The sequence below is a fragment of the Sphingobacterium sp. SRCM116780 genome (assembly GCF_021442025.1).
Lineage (GTDB): Bacteria > Bacteroidota > Bacteroidia > Sphingobacteriales > Sphingobacteriaceae > Sphingobacterium.
In genome coordinates, this window is the sequence record NZ_CP090446.1 from 2,988,918 (window position 1) to 3,008,076 (window position 19,159).

16 protein-coding genes are annotated in these 19,159 nt (G+C 33.6%); 13 read left to right on the forward strand and 3 right to left on the reverse strand.

The window, feature by feature from the left end; translation table 11 throughout:
- Positions 1-33: 33 nt before the first annotated feature.
- Positions 34-1,383 carry a DEAD/DEAH box helicase gene (locus tag LZQ00_RS12890; protein WP_234514808.1) on the reverse strand — a complete coding sequence of 450 codons (1,350 nt, stop codon included), beginning with the start codon at positions 1,381-1,383 and terminating at the stop codon, positions 34-36.
- Between the two features lie 186 nt (positions 1,384-1,569).
- Between LZQ00_RS12890 and LZQ00_RS12895 the strand changes: the two genes are divergently transcribed.
- Both LZQ00_RS12895 and LZQ00_RS12900 read left to right on the forward strand, forming a co-directional pair.
- Positions 1,570-3,708, forward strand: a complete 2,139-nt coding sequence (locus LZQ00_RS12895; RefSeq protein WP_234509693.1) for a S46 family peptidase — start codon at positions 1,570-1,572, stop codon at positions 3,706-3,708.
- Positions 3,709-3,836: 128 nt separating this feature from the next.
- Positions 3,837-4,016 (forward strand): histone H1, encoded by a 180-nt coding sequence (locus LZQ00_RS12900; protein WP_234509694.1) that lies wholly within the window; start codon positions 3,837-3,839, stop codon positions 4,014-4,016.
- Between the two features lie 132 nt (positions 4,017-4,148).
- Here LZQ00_RS12900 and LZQ00_RS12905 read toward each other — a convergent pair whose 3' ends face one another.
- Both LZQ00_RS12905 and LZQ00_RS12910 read right to left on the reverse strand, forming a co-directional pair.
- Entirely contained in the window at positions 4,149-4,943 is a 795-nt protein-coding gene (locus LZQ00_RS12905; RefSeq protein WP_234509695.1) for a GLPGLI family protein, read from the reverse strand.
- Between the two features lie 10 nt (positions 4,944-4,953).
- Entirely contained in the window at positions 4,954-7,680 is a 2,727-nt protein-coding gene (locus tag LZQ00_RS12910) for an outer membrane beta-barrel protein (protein ID WP_234509696.1), read from the reverse strand.
- 339 nt (positions 7,681-8,019) lie between these two features.
- Between LZQ00_RS12910 and LZQ00_RS12915 the strand changes: the two genes are divergently transcribed.
- The 11 genes from LZQ00_RS12915 to LZQ00_RS12965 all read left to right on the forward strand — a co-directional run bounded on the left by LZQ00_RS12915 (position 8,020) and on the right by LZQ00_RS12965 (position 19,144).
- Positions 8,020-9,390, forward strand: a complete 1,371-nt coding sequence (locus LZQ00_RS12915) for a dipeptidase (protein WP_234509697.1) — start codon at positions 8,020-8,022, stop codon at positions 9,388-9,390.
- Positions 9,391-9,494: 104 nt separating this feature from the next.
- Positions 9,495-10,238 carry a lysophospholipid acyltransferase family protein gene (locus LZQ00_RS12920; protein WP_234509698.1) on the forward strand — a complete coding sequence of 248 codons (744 nt, stop codon included), beginning with the start codon at positions 9,495-9,497 and terminating at the stop codon, positions 10,236-10,238.
- A 29-nt stretch (positions 10,239-10,267) separates the two neighbouring features.
- Complete coding sequence (locus LZQ00_RS12925) at positions 10,268-11,026, forward strand: ABC transporter ATP-binding protein (protein WP_234509699.1); 759 nt, start codon at positions 10,268-10,270, stop codon at positions 11,024-11,026.
- Between the two features lie 142 nt (positions 11,027-11,168).
- Positions 11,169-11,390, forward strand: a complete 222-nt coding sequence (locus LZQ00_RS12930; protein ID WP_021188822.1) for a DUF2795 domain-containing protein — start codon at positions 11,169-11,171, stop codon at positions 11,388-11,390.
- Positions 11,391-11,467: 77 nt separating this feature from the next.
- The gene (locus tag LZQ00_RS12935; RefSeq protein ID WP_234509700.1) at positions 11,468-11,932 is read left to right on the forward strand and encodes a hypothetical protein; all 465 of its coding nucleotides are present in this window, start codon (positions 11,468-11,470) and stop codon (positions 11,930-11,932) included.
- A 206-nt stretch (positions 11,933-12,138) separates the two neighbouring features.
- A complete protein-coding gene (trpD, locus tag LZQ00_RS12940; RefSeq protein ID WP_234509701.1) occupies positions 12,139-13,128 on the forward strand; it encodes an anthranilate phosphoribosyltransferase in 990 nt (329 codons plus the stop codon).
- Between the two features lies 1 nt (position 13,129).
- Positions 13,130-13,768, forward strand: a complete 639-nt coding sequence (locus tag LZQ00_RS12945; RefSeq protein WP_234509702.1) for a phosphoribosylanthranilate isomerase — start codon at positions 13,130-13,132, stop codon at positions 13,766-13,768.
- Positions 13,749-14,933: a tryptophan synthase subunit beta gene (gene trpB / locus LZQ00_RS12950; RefSeq protein WP_234509703.1), complete on the forward strand. Its 1,185-nt coding sequence runs from the start codon at positions 13,749-13,751 to the stop codon at positions 14,931-14,933. The genes LZQ00_RS12945 and trpB overlap by 20 nt, the downstream gene beginning before the upstream one ends.
- 2 nt (positions 14,934-14,935) lie before the next feature.
- Complete coding sequence (trpA, locus tag LZQ00_RS12955; protein WP_234509704.1) at positions 14,936-15,697, forward strand: tryptophan synthase subunit alpha; 762 nt, start codon at positions 14,936-14,938, stop codon at positions 15,695-15,697.
- Between the two features lie 326 nt (positions 15,698-16,023).
- Entirely contained in the window at positions 16,024-16,461 is a 438-nt protein-coding gene (locus LZQ00_RS12960) for a hypothetical protein (protein ID WP_234509705.1), read from the forward strand.
- A 94-nt stretch (positions 16,462-16,555) separates the two neighbouring features.
- Positions 16,556-19,144, forward strand: a complete 2,589-nt coding sequence (locus LZQ00_RS12965; protein WP_234509706.1) for a TonB-dependent receptor domain-containing protein — start codon at positions 16,556-16,558, stop codon at positions 19,142-19,144.
- Positions 19,145-19,159 lie beyond the last annotated feature (15 nt).

Here is a 19,159-nt window from a genome sequence, read left to right on the forward strand (position 1 = left end):
AAGCTGATAAGATATTAATGGGTGTAAGTCTCACTATTTTGTTCTATAATTTCTTTTAGTAGAAGTTTTGGGACCTTGCTTGTTCGATTTATAACCAGAAGCACGTTGTGAGGCTTTTGCTTCTTTCTGTTTAATTGCAAACTTTTTCTCATGAAACGCGCCTTTAAAATCAGGATCCGATTTCCGCTTTTGATTATCAATTTCCTTTGCAATAATCTGACGTTCGAAATAAGGTGTTTCTTCTATAAACACTTCATCTGGTATTGAAGCAACTTCTACAGATTGACGCATTAACTTTTCAATTTTTCTGAAATAATATTTTTCAGCATCATTACAAAAAGTAATCGCATCACCAGAATTAAATGCACGTCCCGTACGTCCGATGCGGTGTACGTAGTCTTCTGTAACAATCGGAACTTCAAAATTAATAACATGTGATACATTAGACACGTCTAAGCCACGGGCAGCCACATCAGTCGCCACTAATATTCGAATGTTACCTTCTTTAAAAGCATTGATAGAATTGATTCGTGTATTTTGACCTTTATTAGCATGTATCACTCGAACTTGATCTTTGCCGTACTTCCTCTCCAAGAAAGCAAACACATTATCTGCTACAGTTCTTGTCTTACAAAAGACAATCAAACGATGAAAGGATTCGTCATCTTTCAACAAATATTGCAGTAAATTCAATTTTGTCTTTTGATTTGGTACGAAATAGATACGTTGATTAACGGTGACCGCTGGAGTTGCTTGTTCTGAAACTTCTATTATAGTCGGAAAAGCCAAAAAGTCACCTGCAATTTTACGCACCAACTCGCCCATTGTCGCAGAGAACAATAAATTTTGTCTTTTGCGTGGTACGATTTCCAAAATGCGGTGAAGTTTAGAAATGAATCCCATATCCATCATTTTGTCGGCTTCATCCATTACTAAGAACTTCAAAGACTTCACATTGATATGTCCCTCTAGATACAGATCTAAGAAACGTCCAGGTGTAGCGACAATGATATCCACTCCTTTTTCAAGATTTTCAATTTGCGTTTTAGGTCCCAAACCACCATATAATACAACAGTACGTAAATCCAGATACTTCGAAAATGTTTGGATGTTTTCTTCGATTTGCATCGCCAATTCACGTGTAGGAGATAAAATTAAAGCGCGGGCATCTTGTCCTTGTGCGTACTTCAGTTTCATCAGTATAGGTAAGACAAATGCAGCAGTCTTTCCAGTGCCTGTTTGTGCTACTCCCATGATATCTTGACCAGCTAGAATCGGTGTAATAGCTTTTTGTTGTATTTCTGTTGGAACTGAATAACCTGCCTCTTCAATTGCATTCAAAAGCTGCTTATTCAATTTAAAATTTTCAAATGTTTGCTGCATTTTACAAAGGTAATGAAAACCATTCACTTGCTTATCCAATGTATCAAATGATTCATACATTGACTTAAAATTGACATTATTGCCTAGTTTTGCATTAAAAAAATGAGCAGATTATCTGATATTTTGATTTAAAGCAGAATTAAATCATCTTTGTAGTAAATAACTAAACTTTTTTATCAAGTTTGTATGAAAAAATTATGGATCTTATTGCTGTTAATCACAGCAAGTATGACCACATTCGCAGATGAAGGAATGTGGTTCTTAATGCATTTGAAGCGTTTAAATGAGGCTGATATGCAAAAAAAAGGATTGAAATTGACTGCAGAAGAAATCTACAGTATCAACAATTCTAGTCTAAAAGATGCAATTGTCCAATTCAATGGTGGTTGTACTGCAGAAATTGTTTCTGACCAAGGGTTAGTATTCACTAATCATCACTGTGGTTATGGTGCTATCGCTGAATTGTCTACTCCTGAAAACGATCATTTAACGAATGGTTTTTGGGCAAAAACAAAGTCAGAAGAATTAAAACCTAAATCTTTATTCGTTCGTTTCTTCGTTCGTATGGATGATGTTTCTAAAAGAATTTTGTCATTGGTAAATGATAAGATGCCTGAGCCTGAACGTCAAAAAATCATTAGCCAAGAAATTGCTAAAATCGAAAAGGAGAACAGCGAGAATGGTAAATATGTGGTAAATGTAAAATCATTTTACAATGGAAATGAATATTACTACTTCGTTTATCAGGATTTCGAAGATGTTCGCTTAGTGGGTACTCCTCCAAACAGCATTGGCAAATTTGGTGGAGATACTGACAACTGGGAATGGCCTCGTCACACAGGAGACTTCTCTATTTTCCGCGTATATGGAGACAAAAATGGTAATCCAGCAAGTTATTCCACAGATAATGTACCATTAAAACCTAAGCATTTCTTACCTATTAGCTTAAAAGGTTTTAAAGAAGGAGATTTTGCCATGATCTTAGGGTATCCTGGTCGTACGAATCGTTGGATGCCTTCTGGAGGAATTGATCAAAATGTAAAGTTTGCTTATCCTGCTTGGGTAGAGGCTTCTAAAACAGGTATGGACGCCATGAAAAAACACATGGACAAAGACCAAGCTGTTAAAATAAATTATGCTTCTAAATATTCTCAGGTAGCTAATTATTGGAAAAACCGTCAAGGTATGATTGATGCTTTAACATTGCATAAAACTGCGATCACAAAAGCAAAAGATGAAGCAAAGTTCAATAAATGGGCAAATAAAAAAGCCAATAAAGAGCAATATGGTGATGTCATTTCAACGATCAATGCATATTATGCAGCAACGAACGAAAAAGCTCGCCACGACAACTACTTGAGTGGTATGATACGTTCTAGTACACTAGCTGCCTTGCCATTTTCCATTGGCAATGGTTTAGATGTATATATTAAAGCAAACGAAGCACAGCGCAAAGAATTGTTACCAAGACTACAGGGTGCTATTACTTCTAGTTATGAGAAATTATACTTGCCTCTTGAGGAAGATGTATTAGCAGATGAATTAAACCTGTATGCAAAAAAAGGTGGTAATATCGCTCCTTATGTAGCAGAATTAGCAAAGGCTAACAATAACAATTTAACCTCTTATGTTCAGGAGGCCGTTAAAAACAGTATTTTTGCATCCGCAGAAAGACTAAATAATTTCTTAAATAATCCAAATGCTGTTGCATTAGAAAATGATCCTTTATACAAATTATCTACTGCATTATTAAATAAATACCGTGAATCATCAGCCGCTGATAAAGAGGCAACGGATAAATTTGAAGCTGCTCACCGTAAATATGTTGCTGGTGTACTCGCTTCAAATCCAAAAGGTAAATTTTATCCAGATGCAAACAGTACTTTACGTTTAACGTATGGTTCTATTAAATCTTTGCCTGCTGACAAACGTAATGATGCCGCACAGAACTTCTATACCACATTACAAGGTACAATTGCGAAGTACAAAAAGGGCGATGAAGAGTTTGATTTGCCACAAAGATTGATTGATTTACAAAATTCTAAAGATTATGGCCGTTATGCGGATAAAGCTGGTTATCTTCCAGTTAACTTCCTAAGCGACAATGATATTACAGGAGGAAACTCTGGTTCTCCAGTAATAAATGGAAATGGTGAGTTAATTGGCTTGGCTTTTGATGGTAATATTGAAGCAATGGCAGGTGATGTCATTTTTGATCACAAATTGCAACGTACGATATCTGTTGATATCAGGTATGTTTTATTTGTAATTGACAAATTTGCAGGAGCTACAAATATCATAAATGAATTAAAAATTGTAGATTAATTACCATTTTACAATTTTTAACACTAATTTTTCAGAAAAAATATTTTCTATTAAATTGGTTTTTGTATATTTATTGTGTTAATTAGATTAATAAACAAGACCATAAAACTAAAATTATAATTATTAAAATGGAAAACTACGTAAAATTAAAAGAGTTAGTAGCATCGATCGAAGCAGATGCAGACAAATTTTTCAACAATGGTAATTCAGCAGCTGGTACTCGTGTACGCAAAGGATTACAAGACATTAAAACATTAGCACAAGACATTCGTAACGAAGTTACTGCTAAGAAAAATGATGGTAAATAATTTTTATTTATCTTCTTAAAAGAAAAGGCGCTAATTAAGCGCCTTTTCTTTTATAGTATTTTTGATAAATACAAAAGCCCTTCAACAACTAAATTGAAGGGCTTTTGTTTTAATACTCTATTATACTTAAAACTACAGCGTAGCTAATCGCATGATGTATTCTACTGTTTCTTTATTTAACCATTGTGATATAGTAGCCGTGAATTGATCAACCATTTGTTTACGTGTCATTGTTTTAGTTTTCTTATTCTCGAATACCTTTTTATCTAATACTACTGTATTACTCAACTCTACTTTAGTTGCAAAATAAGAAACATGTTGACTTGGTACTACAAGTCCTAGAATCATCCCTGGTAAACCATTAATCGATTCAGGCCCCCCACTTATAGGAATTTCATTGGCATAAAAACCAATCACATACGTAGAGTCTGAAGTAAAGCCATTCGCTCGACGACAGGTGTATCCTGCAATGTCACGGTATTCATCCGTGATTCGCCATTTGATAGACTTCACGGAATCTTGAATAATAACCTTATCACCCATGACATCATTAAACCGTTTATAATCCCTTGTTGATAGATTGGACAACGTTTGTGCATCAAAATCAAGGGCAAACATCATGATTAATTGCTTCACCTTCATATCTATTTCTTGACCTACTACAGGTTCAAAAAGTGTTTCATTTCCGTTGAATTTTAAGGTCTTTTTTAACACGACATTTTCTGGAATTGTAGGAAGCATACGCTCAAACTGATCTTTTGAATTTCCATCGGCTTTAGCAATAAATTGCTTACTCACAATATTTTTCATATACATTGTCTTATCAAAAGAGATCGATCCTACTTTTGAAAACAGTGTATACTGAGCTTTTGCTAATGAACCAGATAGTAAGAGTACAAAAAGAATGCAATAATTAATTATTTTCATGTGTTTCATCTTATAAAAACATTTTAGTAAAATCCCATGATAGTTTCAGCATATAATAACGTCTGATTGTATCGTATCTTCTTTGTGTAAAAACAGAATTGGAGGCTGATCTGCTAAAGCCCTTATTTTGATTCAAAACATCATTTATCGTAAAATCTAACATCAATGATTCATTTTTTAAGAATTTTTTGCTAATTCCAGGATGCAATAAAAATTGCTCAAATTTCTGATCAAATGCTTTGGTTGCAGCTTCATAGGTATATTCGTAATTACTATACACTTTAAATGTTTTTGTAAAGAAGTATTCCACGCTACCCGAAGAACTAAATACAAATCCATTACTATTTGTGTTCTCTTGTAAACTCGATTCCATAACACGGTATTGAGGACTCATATTAATATTAAAATTTAATCCTGTCTTGGTATCACGGGTTAGATTATATGTAAAATTATAATTGGTTGTATTTACTTTGTTTAGTTCATTATTGAAGAAATTATAGTTCTCTGATAATGACATTGATAATTGGGGAGAATTACTCACTCCTAGTTTCTTATCTAACTTGAAATAATAGCCAGACCAAAAATTTGCAGAAACATTTGTCTTTCCTGTAATATTATTCCATTCATAAGTATTTATTCCGTTTGAAGTACTGATATTTTGCGAAATAGGATCTTTCACTAAGTTTAGATTACCACCGATATAGGCATAACTTCCCGTAAGCAATTTAAATGTATTATAGCCCAAATTCACATTGTTGCTAAAAGAGGGTTTCAAATTTTCATTACCTAAATAACGATTCAATTGATCTGAATTATCTAAAATTGGTTGAATTTGAGTTAAAGAAGGTAGCTGATTGCGGCCATTATAGTTGAACCATAGATGTTTACTTTTTGTAAATGAGTAACCTGCACTTAGTGATGGATTGTAAGTGAAAAAATCTCTTGAAAACTCTTTATTGGTGTAATTATTCTGTTGATTTAAACCATCATTATTAAAACTATTGGTCAAGTTAAAACGTAGTTTTTCTGTGGTATAACTTAATGCTAATTTGTAATTGCTACTTGTCCTATCAAAATCATAATCATTGCTGTAACGAGTATCTAATTGATCGTAGTTTCCTGTAGTTGATTTGTTAAACGATTCGACCAATGATGAGCTTTCATCACGTTCAATGCCACCACCAATTGATAAGTTCAAAACTTTAGATAATGGTTCTGTATAGGTTAAAGAAGCTTGTTTATTAGATGTATTCTGAACTCTATTTTTTCGTTGATCAGTGATCGAATCGGTATCCAGATTATACTTATGCACTGCTGAATACAACGATCCAATACCTGTCATTTCATCTTTTTTAGCCTGTGCATTTAAGGTGATTGACCTTCCTTTTTTCTTAAATTTATGCGTGAATAAAGCACTTAAATTATAGGTCTTTACATCATTATCAATAATTTCTTTTGTATTTTCAGAAGTTATGGTATCCAAATCGGTTGAGAATTGATGTGCTAGCCGCTTATTGTCAGACCATAAATTCTTTTTAGAGGCTCCACCCCGAATTGTCAAGGTATTTAAGGAATCAAAATTAAGATCATATTTCAGATTAACTCTGTGCTGATCATTCTCTGTATCAATATTTTTAACAGTTCTATTATTGATCAATCCACTCATAATTGTTTCATCTTGACCGTCACTACTAAGACGACCATACTTGTAACTGATATTAACATTATGTTTGTTCTTATCAAATTTATCTGAAAAATTAATCCCTGAATTGATTGCTTTAGGAATACCAATTACCCCTTGACCTGAAAAAGGATCCGTATAATTCATCATGCTCATCGATCCATCGTCGCCATATGAAACTCCAGAATCGCCTCCATATTTATCAGCATCTTGCCAATTCATGCTCGTAGTGCCATTATTTCCAAATAAACCATAAGCGGATATCTTTTGTGAACCTTTGAATTTATTGACCATGATTTGTCCCATGTAATAATCATCAGTACCACCGCCAATTAAAGCTTTACCAAACATTCCTCTCTTTGCTCCATCTTTCAATTTAACATTGATGGTCTGCTCCCTTTGCCCATCATCGACTCCAGTACGTTCAGCTTGTTCAGATTTTTTTTCATATACCTGTACTTTATCGACCATATCTGAACGAATATTGCGAGTCACTAATGTTGGATCATCCCCAAAGAATTCCTCTCCATCTAATAAGACTTTTTTAACTGTTTTTCCTTGAGCGGTAATTTTTCCAGATGCATCAACAGTAATACCTGGCAAAACTTTTAACAAATCTTCTACTTTAGCATTTTTTTCAACCTTAAAACTACCCGCATCAAATTCGGTCGTATCTCCTTTTATTGTAATTGGAATGCGACCATTCACGATTACTTCTTGTAGAAGTTGTGCGCTGTTAGTCAATCCGACCTTTAAAGCTGAATAATCTTGACCTGGTAAAATTGATGTATAGTAATCACCATATTTAGGATAACTAACGATTAATAAACCTTCGTTAGTAACTGGTTTATTTAATGAAAAATTTCCATTCTCATCGGACCTAGTAAAATCCAAAAGAACAGAATCTTTCGTGCTTAAAAGCATAATTGTTGCATTTTGCAACTTCTGCTGATCTTTGGAATCACTAATCTTACCTTGTATTTTACTTTGGGCGAAGCAAAAGCTAATGAGCATTGGTAAGAGTAATAACAACTGGATAATTGTTTTTCTTTTCATCTAAAAACTATAAATATCACGATGGTTAATAAAATTGTATAAATATATTGTATTAATATATCTATTAGATAAGGTTTCAATCGAAATGTTACAGTTATTTTACACTTTTTTTTAAAAAACATTATAAATCTTATGAAACCAATAAATCTTATGAAAAACTCAGATATATTTCTATAATATAAAATAATTCAAAGTCTCCATTTAGTTAAGCTTTATATTTATCGATTTTTAAATCAGAGAATAAAAAATGCACATAAATAGTTAAAAATCAATATATTAAACTATTACCTATGACACTACTAATGTTTTACCTATTTTTGTTTGAAATACAATCATATTATGCAAACTATAAAAGAATATGTAGAGACAAACAAGCAAAGATTTTTAGATGAATTGTTTGATTTATTACGCCTTCCTTCAGTAAGTGCAGATCCAAAATTTAAAAACGATATCGAAAAAACTGCTGAATTTGTTGCTCAAAAATTAAAAGAAGCCGGTGCAGACAATGTTGAGATTTGTCAGACAGCAGGTAATCCGATCGTATATGGTGAAAAAATAATCGACCCTGCTTTACCAACAGTGTTAACTTATGGACATTATGATGTACAACCTGCAGATCCCTATGAATTGTGGGATACACCTCCATTTGAACCTACTATTCGTGATGGTAAAATCTATGCACGTGGTTCTGCGGATGACAAAGGACAATTCTACATGCATGTAAAGGCTTTTGAATACATGATGAGAAATAATGCCTTAGCATGTAATATTAAATTTATGATCGAAGGTGAAGAAGAGGTAGGATCCGCTAACTTAGGAACATTCGTGAAAGAAAATACAGAAAGGCTAAAAGCTGATGTTATTGTTATCTCAGATACATCGATGATCAGCTTAGAAACACCATCATTGGAAACAGGATTAAGAGGATTGTCTTATGTAGAAGTAGAAGTTACTGGACCTAATCGAGATCTACACTCAGGTATATATGGTGGTGCTGTTGCTAACCCAGCTACTATTTTAGCGAAATTAATTGCTTCATTACATGACGAAAATAATCATATTGCAATACCAGGTTTTTACGATGATATTGTAGAATTATCGCAAGAGGAACGTAACGAGCTCAATAAAGCACCATTCGAAATAGAAGAATACAAAAAAGATTTAGGTGTTGAGGAGTTATGGGGAGAAAATGGTTATTCAACAATTGAACGTACGGGTACTCGCCCAACATTAGAAGTTAACGGCATTTGGGGTGGATACATTGGTGAGGGAGCCAAAACGGTACTTCCATCAAAAGCCTTTGCAAAAATCTCTATGCGTTTGGTTCCCAATCAAAATTCACATCGCATTACCGAATTATTTAAAACACATTTTGAAAGTATCGCTCCAAATACTGTAAAAGTTGAAGTCAAGCCTCACCATGGTGGTGAACCTGTCGTAACGCCTACTGATAGTGTGGCTTATAAAGCGGCTGAAAAAGCTTTAACAGATACTTTTGGCGTAAAACCAATACCAACTCGTGGCGGTGGTTCAATTCCGATTGTTGCTCTTTTTGAAGAAGTATTGGGTCTAAAAACAGTATTGCTAGGATTCGGATTAAACAGTGATAATCTGCACTCTCCAAATGAGAAGTATGGTATAGAAAACTACCTTAAAGGTATTTCTACGATTCCTTTATTTCATAAATATTATGCAGAATTAAGTAAATAAGATTAGAAAATATATAAAAGGGGTTCAATCGTTGAATCCCTTTTATTTTAGATTAATATCTTGATTAACTTTTTCTCTATTCAACAAAAACGTTAGCATATTTTATGATACGACTTTTAAAGAAACTTCATCGACATTTCTATTTTGCTAGTGTTTTTTTAGTCTTCTGTCTCTTTTTTCCTTTATTATGGTTTTATGCTAAAAATCCAGAAAAAAATTATAATAAAATAGGCATTCTTAGAAAATGGATGAGTTTATTGGGTTCTTATTTTGTAGGGATTTTTTATTCTGTCAAACTTGAAGAAGAAATAGATTGGACTAAACCATTTATCCTATGTGCTAATCACACTTCAATCTTAGATATCACTGCCCTAACCTATATATCACCGGTACCTTTCTCATTTATTGGAAAAGCTGAGCTTCTTAAAAATCCTGTCACGCGTATTTTCTTTAAAACTATTGATATACCTGTTGATCGTAAAAGCAGAATGTCTTCTTTTCGATCTTTTAAAAAAGCAAATGATCGGTTACAAGAAGGCAAATCTTTGGCCATTTTTCCTGAAGGAAAAATTGATGATGTATACCCTCCTACTTTACATGAATTCAAATCTGGTGCATTTCGAATGGCTATAGATAATAATATTCCCATTATACCGATTGTTATTGAGAATGCTTGGAAAATCTTGTGGGATGATGGACGTCGATTAGGTTCGCATCCAGGAATTGTTCATATTCAAGTTCTTGCACCAATAAATACAGAACAATACAGTGAACAAAATGCAGAAAAGTTAGAAGATTACGTTTATAATAAAATGCTTTCACATTGGATATTACAGAATAAATCGTAATTTCATCCGTAAACATTAACATATAAATTATGGCTGTCTCCACTTTAATTGAAATCCAAGAAATTGCCCGACAATATACCATTGGAACAGAAACGATTCATGCTTTAAAATCTGTTTCGTTACATATCAAAAAGGGTGAATTTGTTGCATTGATGGGGCCATCAGGATCTGGAAAATCCACACTAATGAATATTCTAGGATGTCTGGATACACCTAATCATGGTGCATATATTCTCAATGGGATAAATGTTAGTGATATGACTGATGATGAATTGGCCGAGGTTAGAAACAAAGAAATAGGATTTGTTTTTCAAACGTTCAATTTACTTCCTAAGAGTACAGCTTTAGAAAACGTCGCGCTTCCATTAATTTATGCAGGAATTAAGCAAAACATAAGAGAGGAAAAAGCAGCTCAGGCTTTGGATAGTGTTGGGTTAGGTAATCGAATGGATCATAGACCAAATGAACTTTCCGGAGGACAACGACAACGTGTTGCAGTGGCTCGTGCTTTGATAAATAATCCATCGATCATACTTGCGGATGAACCAACAGGAAATCTTGACACGAAGACTTCCATTGAAATCATGGGACTTTTAGAAGAAATTCACTCTAAAGGCAATACAATTATATTAGTGACACACGAAGAAGATATTGCACAACATGCACATCGAATCGTACGCATGCGAGATGGTCTTATTGAAGCTGACTATCCAAATACAGATATTAAATCTGTCTCTCCAAGATTGACAGCTTTACAGGAAAGTGGTGATGATTTCGAAAACATCTAAAAATTCATCTATATGAGATTCATTTTTTAACATTGAATATCAACACCTTAAACTCAACCATTAAAAAAAAATGTTAAATAACTTGTTAAAGACAAATTATATTATAGTTTTGCGAAAATTGAAAACTTAAATTGTTTTTATTATGTATTGGACATTAGAGTTAGCTTCACATTTAGAAGATGCCCCTTGGCCGGCAACAAAAGATGAATTAATTGATTATGGTATTCGTTCTGGTGCTCCAGTTGAAGTGATCGAAAATTTACAAGATTTAGAAGACGACGGCGAGCCTTATGAGAATATAGAAGAAATTTGGCCAGATTATCCAACAAAGGATGATTTCTTCTTTAATGAAGACGAGTATTAATAAAAAATGCCTTGCTATCTAGTGAGGCATTTTTTATTAATTTTTAATCCTTTCTCAAAAATATAAGTCATACCAATATGATTACATATTTAAGAAACGTATTGATCCTTCTGACGTTTATTATTCCTAACAGTAGCTTTGCGCAGGAAAATAAACCTTCTGAATCAAATCTAATTTATATCAACAAGTTTGTCAAGGATTTGAACAACACAAACATTGCCACTGATGTAATTTTGAGTCAGTATATAACCATCACCAACGAGTTAACGGATGAGTATTTTGAATATTTACAAGTCAGCCTTGATGAAGTAAGACTCAATATACAAATGAAGGATATTAGTCAGATACAATATATTAACTACTTTCAGCTTCCAAAAAAAGAAACTCGTGACATTGACTTAGAGGGAAAAAATGCAAACAATATATACTTTCTAAAAATCAAAGATAGATTAGTCGTCGCATTGTATTTAGATGCTGGAAAAATCGCATCCTTTACACTGGTATCTAAAGGTGATAATTTGGCTCATTTTGTAACATATTAAAAAATTTCATTAAATCCCTTGTTTTTTTAAAAACAATGAAGCATATTTGCTTATACAATAAAAAATGAATAAAAACGTAATAAATAAGGCTTGGTGGTGGCATAGCAGTTAACTGTTGTGGCAAAGAACTATTGCTTAGATTTATCTATACGTCAAAATAGTAGGCTTGCCTTTTTAGGTAAGCCTTTTTTATTTTTAATAGCATCATGAAAAAAATATTAGCACACTTATTTGAATACAAATCATTTAGCAGAAAAGAAGCTTATGATATTCTTATCAATATTACGGAAGGAAAATATGACAGCCATCAAATTGCGGCATTCATGACAGCTTATGGTATGAGAAGTATTCGTGTAGAAGAACTTGGTGGTTTTCGGGATGCTATGTATGATCTATGTCTCCAACTTAACTTTACAGGTTATAATCTGATCGATTTATGCGGTACGGGAGGTGATGGAAAAAACACCTTTAATATTTCAACATTAGCCTCATTCGTTGTCGCTGGAGCAGGTTATCATGTTGCTAAACATGGTAATATAGGTGTTTCATCTGGATGTGGCTCATCGAATGTCATGGAATATTTGGGTTATCAATTCACAAATGACAAAGGAGAACTAACAAGACAACTAGACGAGGCAAATATCTGTTTTCTACATGCACCTTTATTTCATCCTGCTATGAAAACTGTTGCTCCTATTCGAAAAGCACTTGGTGTAAAAACTTTTTTTAATATGTTAGGGCCATTGACTAACCCAGCCAATCCAAAATTTCAATCTGTTGGTGTTTTCAGTTTGGAGTTGGCTCGTTTATATGGTTATCTGTATCAAGATTCGGCGAAACAGTACTCCATTATTCACGCGCTTGATGGGTATGATGAAATATCTTTAACAGGGGATTTCAAAGTAATTACCAATGCTGGAGAAAATTATTATAGTATTCGACAATTAGGATTTGACCCTATTTCTCCTATTTCATTAACTGGTGGAGAAACAATTGAAGAAGCGGCTGCCACATTCAAAAAAATTATCAGTAACGAGGGGAATGACATCCAAAACAATGTTGTACTTACCAATGCTGCTTTTGCAATCAAAACATTTGATCCACAAAAGACCTTCGGTGATTGCTTTTATGAAGCAGAAGAAGCATTAAAAAGCGGAAAAGCATTAAATAGTTTCAAAAAATTGATTCATAGATAACATGAGCTTGAAAATAAAGGTGTGTGGCATGCGAGATCTAGATAACATGTTAGATCTGATTAAATTACCTATTGACTATATGGGATTGATCTTTTATGAAAAATCAAAACGTTATATCAGCACCATAGATGCCCATTTTATAAAATCTCTTCAAGGGGTAAAAAAGATTGGTGTTTTCGTCAATAGCAGTGAACAAGAGATTTTGAATCAGATCAATAACTTTGGATTGGAGGGAATCCAATTACATGGTCATGAAAGTCCAGCATTTTGCCAACAAATCAAGTTACACGATATGCTTGTTATTAAAGCATTCGGCATTGATGAAAATTTTGATTGGCAATCATTAAAATCTTATGAGTCTGCTGTGGATTATTTTTTATTTGACACAAAAAGTGTCAACCACGGTGGAACAGGAACACAGTTTGATTGGACTTTATTATTGAACTATCCTTTAGATAAGCCCTATTTTTTAAGCGGAGGGTTGAGCGCTGATAATATTGAGTCTGCTATCCAAATTCCGGACAATCGATTATATGGGCTTGATTTAAATTCAAAATTTGAATTTAAATCGGGTATAAAAAATATAGAATTATTAGAAAAGACATTGAAAATCATTAGAAATGAGCAAATACCAAGTTAATGAAAAGGGATATTATGGCCATTTTGGAGGTGCTTACATTCCAGAAATGCTATATCCAAATGTAGAAGAATTGCGTCAGCAGTATTTAGACATCATCCAAGAGTCTAGTTTTCAAGAGGAATTTAATCAGCTTTTAAGAGATTATGTGGGACGTCCTTCTCCACTTTACTATGCAAGTAGACTTTCAGAAAAATACAAAACGAATGTTTACTTAAAAAGAGAAGACCTTAATCATACAGGAGCCCATAAAATAAACAATACCATTGGTCAAATCTTATTAGCTGAAAGATTAGGAAAAAAAAGAATTATCGCCGAAACTGGTGCAGGACAACATGGTGTTGCAACTGCAACAGTATGTGCTTTAAAAGGCTTGCAGTGCGTGGTTTATATGGGAGCAATTGATATTGAAAGACAAGCACCAAATGTTGCTCGTATGAAGATGATGGGAGCTGAGGTTATCCCAGCAGAATCAGGAAGTAAGACATTAAAAGATGCAACTAACGAAGCATTAAGAGATTGGATAAATAATCCCGTAGATACACATTATATTATCGGATCTGTGGTTGGACCCCACCCCTATCCAGATATGGTTGCTCGTTTCCAATCGATTATTTCCGAAGAAACGAAAAAACAACTGTTTGAAAAAACAGGTAAAGCTAACCCTGACTATGCTATAGCTTGTGTAGGTGGTGGATCGAATGCAGCAGGCATGTTCTATCATTTTCTAGATGAAGAAGCAGTACAGCTTATTGCAGTGGAAGCTGCAGGACATGGAGTCGATTCTGGAGAATCTGCTGCAACAACAGCCTTAGGAAAAGAAGGTGTATTGCATGGAAGTCGATCGATATTAATGCAGACTCCAGATGGACAAGTTGTGGAACCTTACTCCATATCTGCAGGATTAGACTATCCTGGAATCGGACCACAACATGCCTGGTTGTTTAAATCAGGACGAGGGCATTATGTCAGCGTAACTGATAAGGAAGCCATGGAGGCAGGATTATTACTCACCAGACTGGAAGGCATCATCCCAGCCATAGAAAGTGCACATGCATTAGCATATTTGGAGAAAATGCAATTTAAAAAGGACGATACAATCGTGGTCTGTTTATCCGGGAGAGGTGACAAAGATCTAGACAATTATATGAAATACTTTGGTTTTTAATGATGAGAAAGATAGAAAAAAAAGGAGATCAAGGTCTTCTATCCATATATTATACAGCAGGCTATCCAACCTTAGATAGTACAGTAGCTATTGCAAAAAAACTCGAAGAATCTGGTGTAGACTTTTTAGAAATAGGATTTCCTTATTCAGATCCAGTTGCTGATGGCCCAACGATTCAAAATAGTTCAGAAATTGCATTAAAAAATGGGATGACAGTAGAAAAACTATTTGAACAATTAAAAGATTTACGTAAACATGTCAGTATTCCTGTATTTTTAATGGGATACGTAAACCCTTTATTACAATATGGGGTAGAACGTTTTTGTGAATCGTGTAAAGCTATCGGTATTGATGGAATTATCGTTCCTGATTTACCGATGTATGAATATGAGGAACTATATCAGGATATATTTGAAAAAAATGAGGTAGCCAATATATTCATTGTGACACCTCAAACATCGGAAGAACGTATTAAAAAAATCGATAATCTTTCTAATAGCTTTATTTATCTATTATCTTCCAATGCTACAACTGGTACAAAACTAAATGTAGAAGATAAAACTACAGCTTATTTTCAACGCGTTAAAAATATGAACCTCAAAAATCCTTTGGTTATTGGTTTTGGGATTTCAAATAGTGAGTCCTTCAGACAAGCAACATCTTATGCTACAGGAGCTATTATAGGGACTGCATTTGTCAAATTATTAGCGGCAGATAGTTATTTAGAGAAAATTCCAGATTTTATTAAATCGATAAAAGGATAATATAAAGATAATATAAAAATATCCTTGCTAAACAAGGATATTTTTATGCTTAAATTTTCTTTATTATCTTAAAAAATACTTTGTAAAGTATTGCTGCTCCTAAGATTAATAGACATGCTGTGAAATAAAGTAAAATTGGATCTAAGTGAAAACTCATAGTATTAAGATGTTAAGGTTTGGTTGTAAAATTATTGTGACTAAACTAAAAATTATTTTAAACAATAAAAATTATTTTATATCAATCAAGTGTTAAAATGAATATTTTGTAGCGATAATATGACAACAAGAATACTTAAAGTAAGTAGTTCTTTATTAGATTTGCCCAAATGAAGCAGTTAATTATATTAATCTTAATATTTCATTATTCCCTTACAGCGAGTAGTGCAACTGTTTATTTTCATTTTTGTCATGGTGAAGCGCAATCTATCTCCTTTGATAAGCAAGATGCCTCGAAGCAGGAATGTCCATTGTGTAAAGAAAATAAATCTTATCATAAACAAAGCTCTACTACTAAAGCATCGGAAGAAGATGGTTGCAAAAATGTCTCTCTTGATTTAAAAAAGGTTGACGACAATCATTTTTTTAAAGATAACGCAAAGATTTCTCCCAGCATAAGTCCAGCAATACTAGTATTGCACTGGATAGTATTGAATCAACTGTATTTTGAAAATATAGATCATTCGAAATATGTTTTATCTTCCAATATACCGATTTCCGAATCGAATATCTCCCCATATTTAATTAATTGTAACTTCAGAATCTAATTTTTAAATTTTTAGTAGTCTCCTAGAGACTTTCCCTATTACACTTCAAGCCATGAGCTTGAAGTAGAATTGCTATTTTAAAAATTTAAAAAACATGAAACAATTAATAAAATACACGTTTATATCTTTACTCCTTTTATTATCAGTCGCTTTAAAAGCAGAATCTATTATCATCAAACAAGATAGTACCATATCCATCCATGTAGCAGGTAACTGCGGGTTATGTAAAAAACGTATCGAGAAAGCAGCCTCACTTTCAGGAGTTTCATCTGCCTCTTGGAATATAGAAACAAAACAACTAGCACTCACTTATAATCACAAAAAGTCAACATTAGAGGATATAAAAAAGAGTATTGCTACCGTAGGACATGACGTCGAAAACCTCCGAGCAGATGATAAAACATACGAAGCCTTACATGAGTGTTGTTTGTATCCGAGAATGGAAAATGGAAAAATAACAGAGGTAAAGGTTAATAAAGATGATCAACATGATCATAACCATATTGTAACAGGTGTTGTTGAAGAGAATGAAAAAGGAGATCTAAATCCTATTGTTGGTGTTAACATCCATTGGTTAGAGGACAAAAGTAAAAATGTAAGAACCAATGAAAATGGTGTTTTCAAGTTACAACATCATAAGGGGTTCGAGAAATTAGTCATTAGTTTCGCCAGCATGCAACCGGATACCATTACAGTAAAAGACTTGCACGATGTTATTATGATTAACGCTAAAAGTAATGTTTTGGCAGAAGTAGTAGTAACAGGTAGCAGAAGATCAAATTTCATTAACCGAATGAACCCAGCTCGTGTAGAAGTGTTAACAACGAAAGAATTGTTTAAAGCCGCATGTTGTGATTTAAGTGAAAGTTTCGAAACTAACGCTTCTGTTGATGTCGTTAGCAATGATGCTGTAACTGGATCGAAGCAAATTCAAATGCTTGGTTTGAGTGGTATTTATACCCAACTCACTGTTGAAAATTTACCTGGTCCACGGGGACTCTCTTCTCCATTAGGACTAAACTCGATCTCTGGTACTTGGATTGAATCAATTCAAATCGCTAAAGGTATTGGCTCCGTTGCTAATGGTTATGAAAACATGGCAGGGCAAATTAATGTGGAACTTAAGAAACCTCATAATTCTGATCGACTTTTCTTTAATGCATATGCAAACAACATGGGAAGAACGGATATGAATTTAAACTTAGCACAAAAGATTAATAACAACTGGTCTACTTCCGTTTTATTGCATGATAATTTCATGTTTAATAAACATATGAATTTCAGTGACAATGGGTTTCGTGATATCCCTGTCGGCAATCTCTTTTCAGGAATCAACCGTTGGCACTATGAAAATGGTAAAGGACTTATTGCTCAATTTGGAATAAAATATTTAAATGATGATCGTACAGGAGGTCAAACTGATTTTGATAAAAAAACAGATAAAGGAACTACAAACAAATATGGTTTAGGTTTTGATATTGAAAGAATTGAAGGGTTTGCAAAAATTGGCTACGTGTTTCCTGAAAATAGACATCGTAGCATAGGTTTACAACTCGCGGGTTCAAACTATAATCAAAAGAGCTATTTTGGTTTGAAAAATTATAATGGTGAACAACAGAACGGTTATGCGAACTTGATCTTTCAAGATGTGATTGGAACAGTAGCTCACAAATATCGTGTAGGAGCTTCTGTTAATTACGATAACTACAATGAACTTTATTTAGATGTACAGAACTTCAAAAGAAAAGAAACCGTTTCGGGAGTTTTCTTAGAGTATACCTTTAGTCCAAGCGAGAAATTTGATGCCGTAGTAGGACTTAGACAGGATTACAATTCCTTATACGGTTGGTTCAACACTCCACGTCTAAATTTACGTTATGCTCCTTTCTCTGGAAATACAATTCGTTTAAGTGCCGGAAGAGGACAAAGAACAGCCAACATTATTGCTGAAAATATGTCTGCATTAGCAAGTAGTCGTACCTTAATTATAAAATCTGTAGACAATTTTAAAAATGCCTATGGATTACAACCAGAGGTTTCCTGGAACACTGGAGTCACCATCGATCAAAATTTTCGATTATTCAATAGAGAAGCAACAGCATCTATAGAACTATTTAGAAATCACTTTAACAATCAAGTTGTTGTGGATTATGAAAATCCAAGAGAAATATCATTTTATAACTTAACAGGTAAATCTTATTCAAATAGTCTTCAAACAGAATTGCGATTTAGTCCATTATCACAATTAGAGACAAGATTTGCTTATCGCTTGTTGGATGTTCAAACGGATTTTGAGAGTGGTAGAAAAAGTAAACCTTTACTTGCTAAACATAGAGGCTTTACCAATTTAGCTTATACACTTCCTTCAGGTTGGAGCTTTGATTATACCTTGAACATAGTTGGTGATAAAAGAATCCCATCCACAGAGGAAAACCCAATAGCTTACCGATTAACAACAAAATCAAATACTTATGTGAAAATGAATGCACAGATTAGCAAAGATTTTGGTAAAAACAAAAACTTAACCGTATACATAGGAGGAGAGAATTTAACAAATTATTATCAACATAATCCTATATTAGGAGCTGATGATCCTTTTGGAAATTATTTTGACACTTCTTTATTATGGGGTCCATTGACGGGTAGAATGTTCTACACAGGGGTAAGATACCATCTTAATTAAAAGAATAGAAAAGGA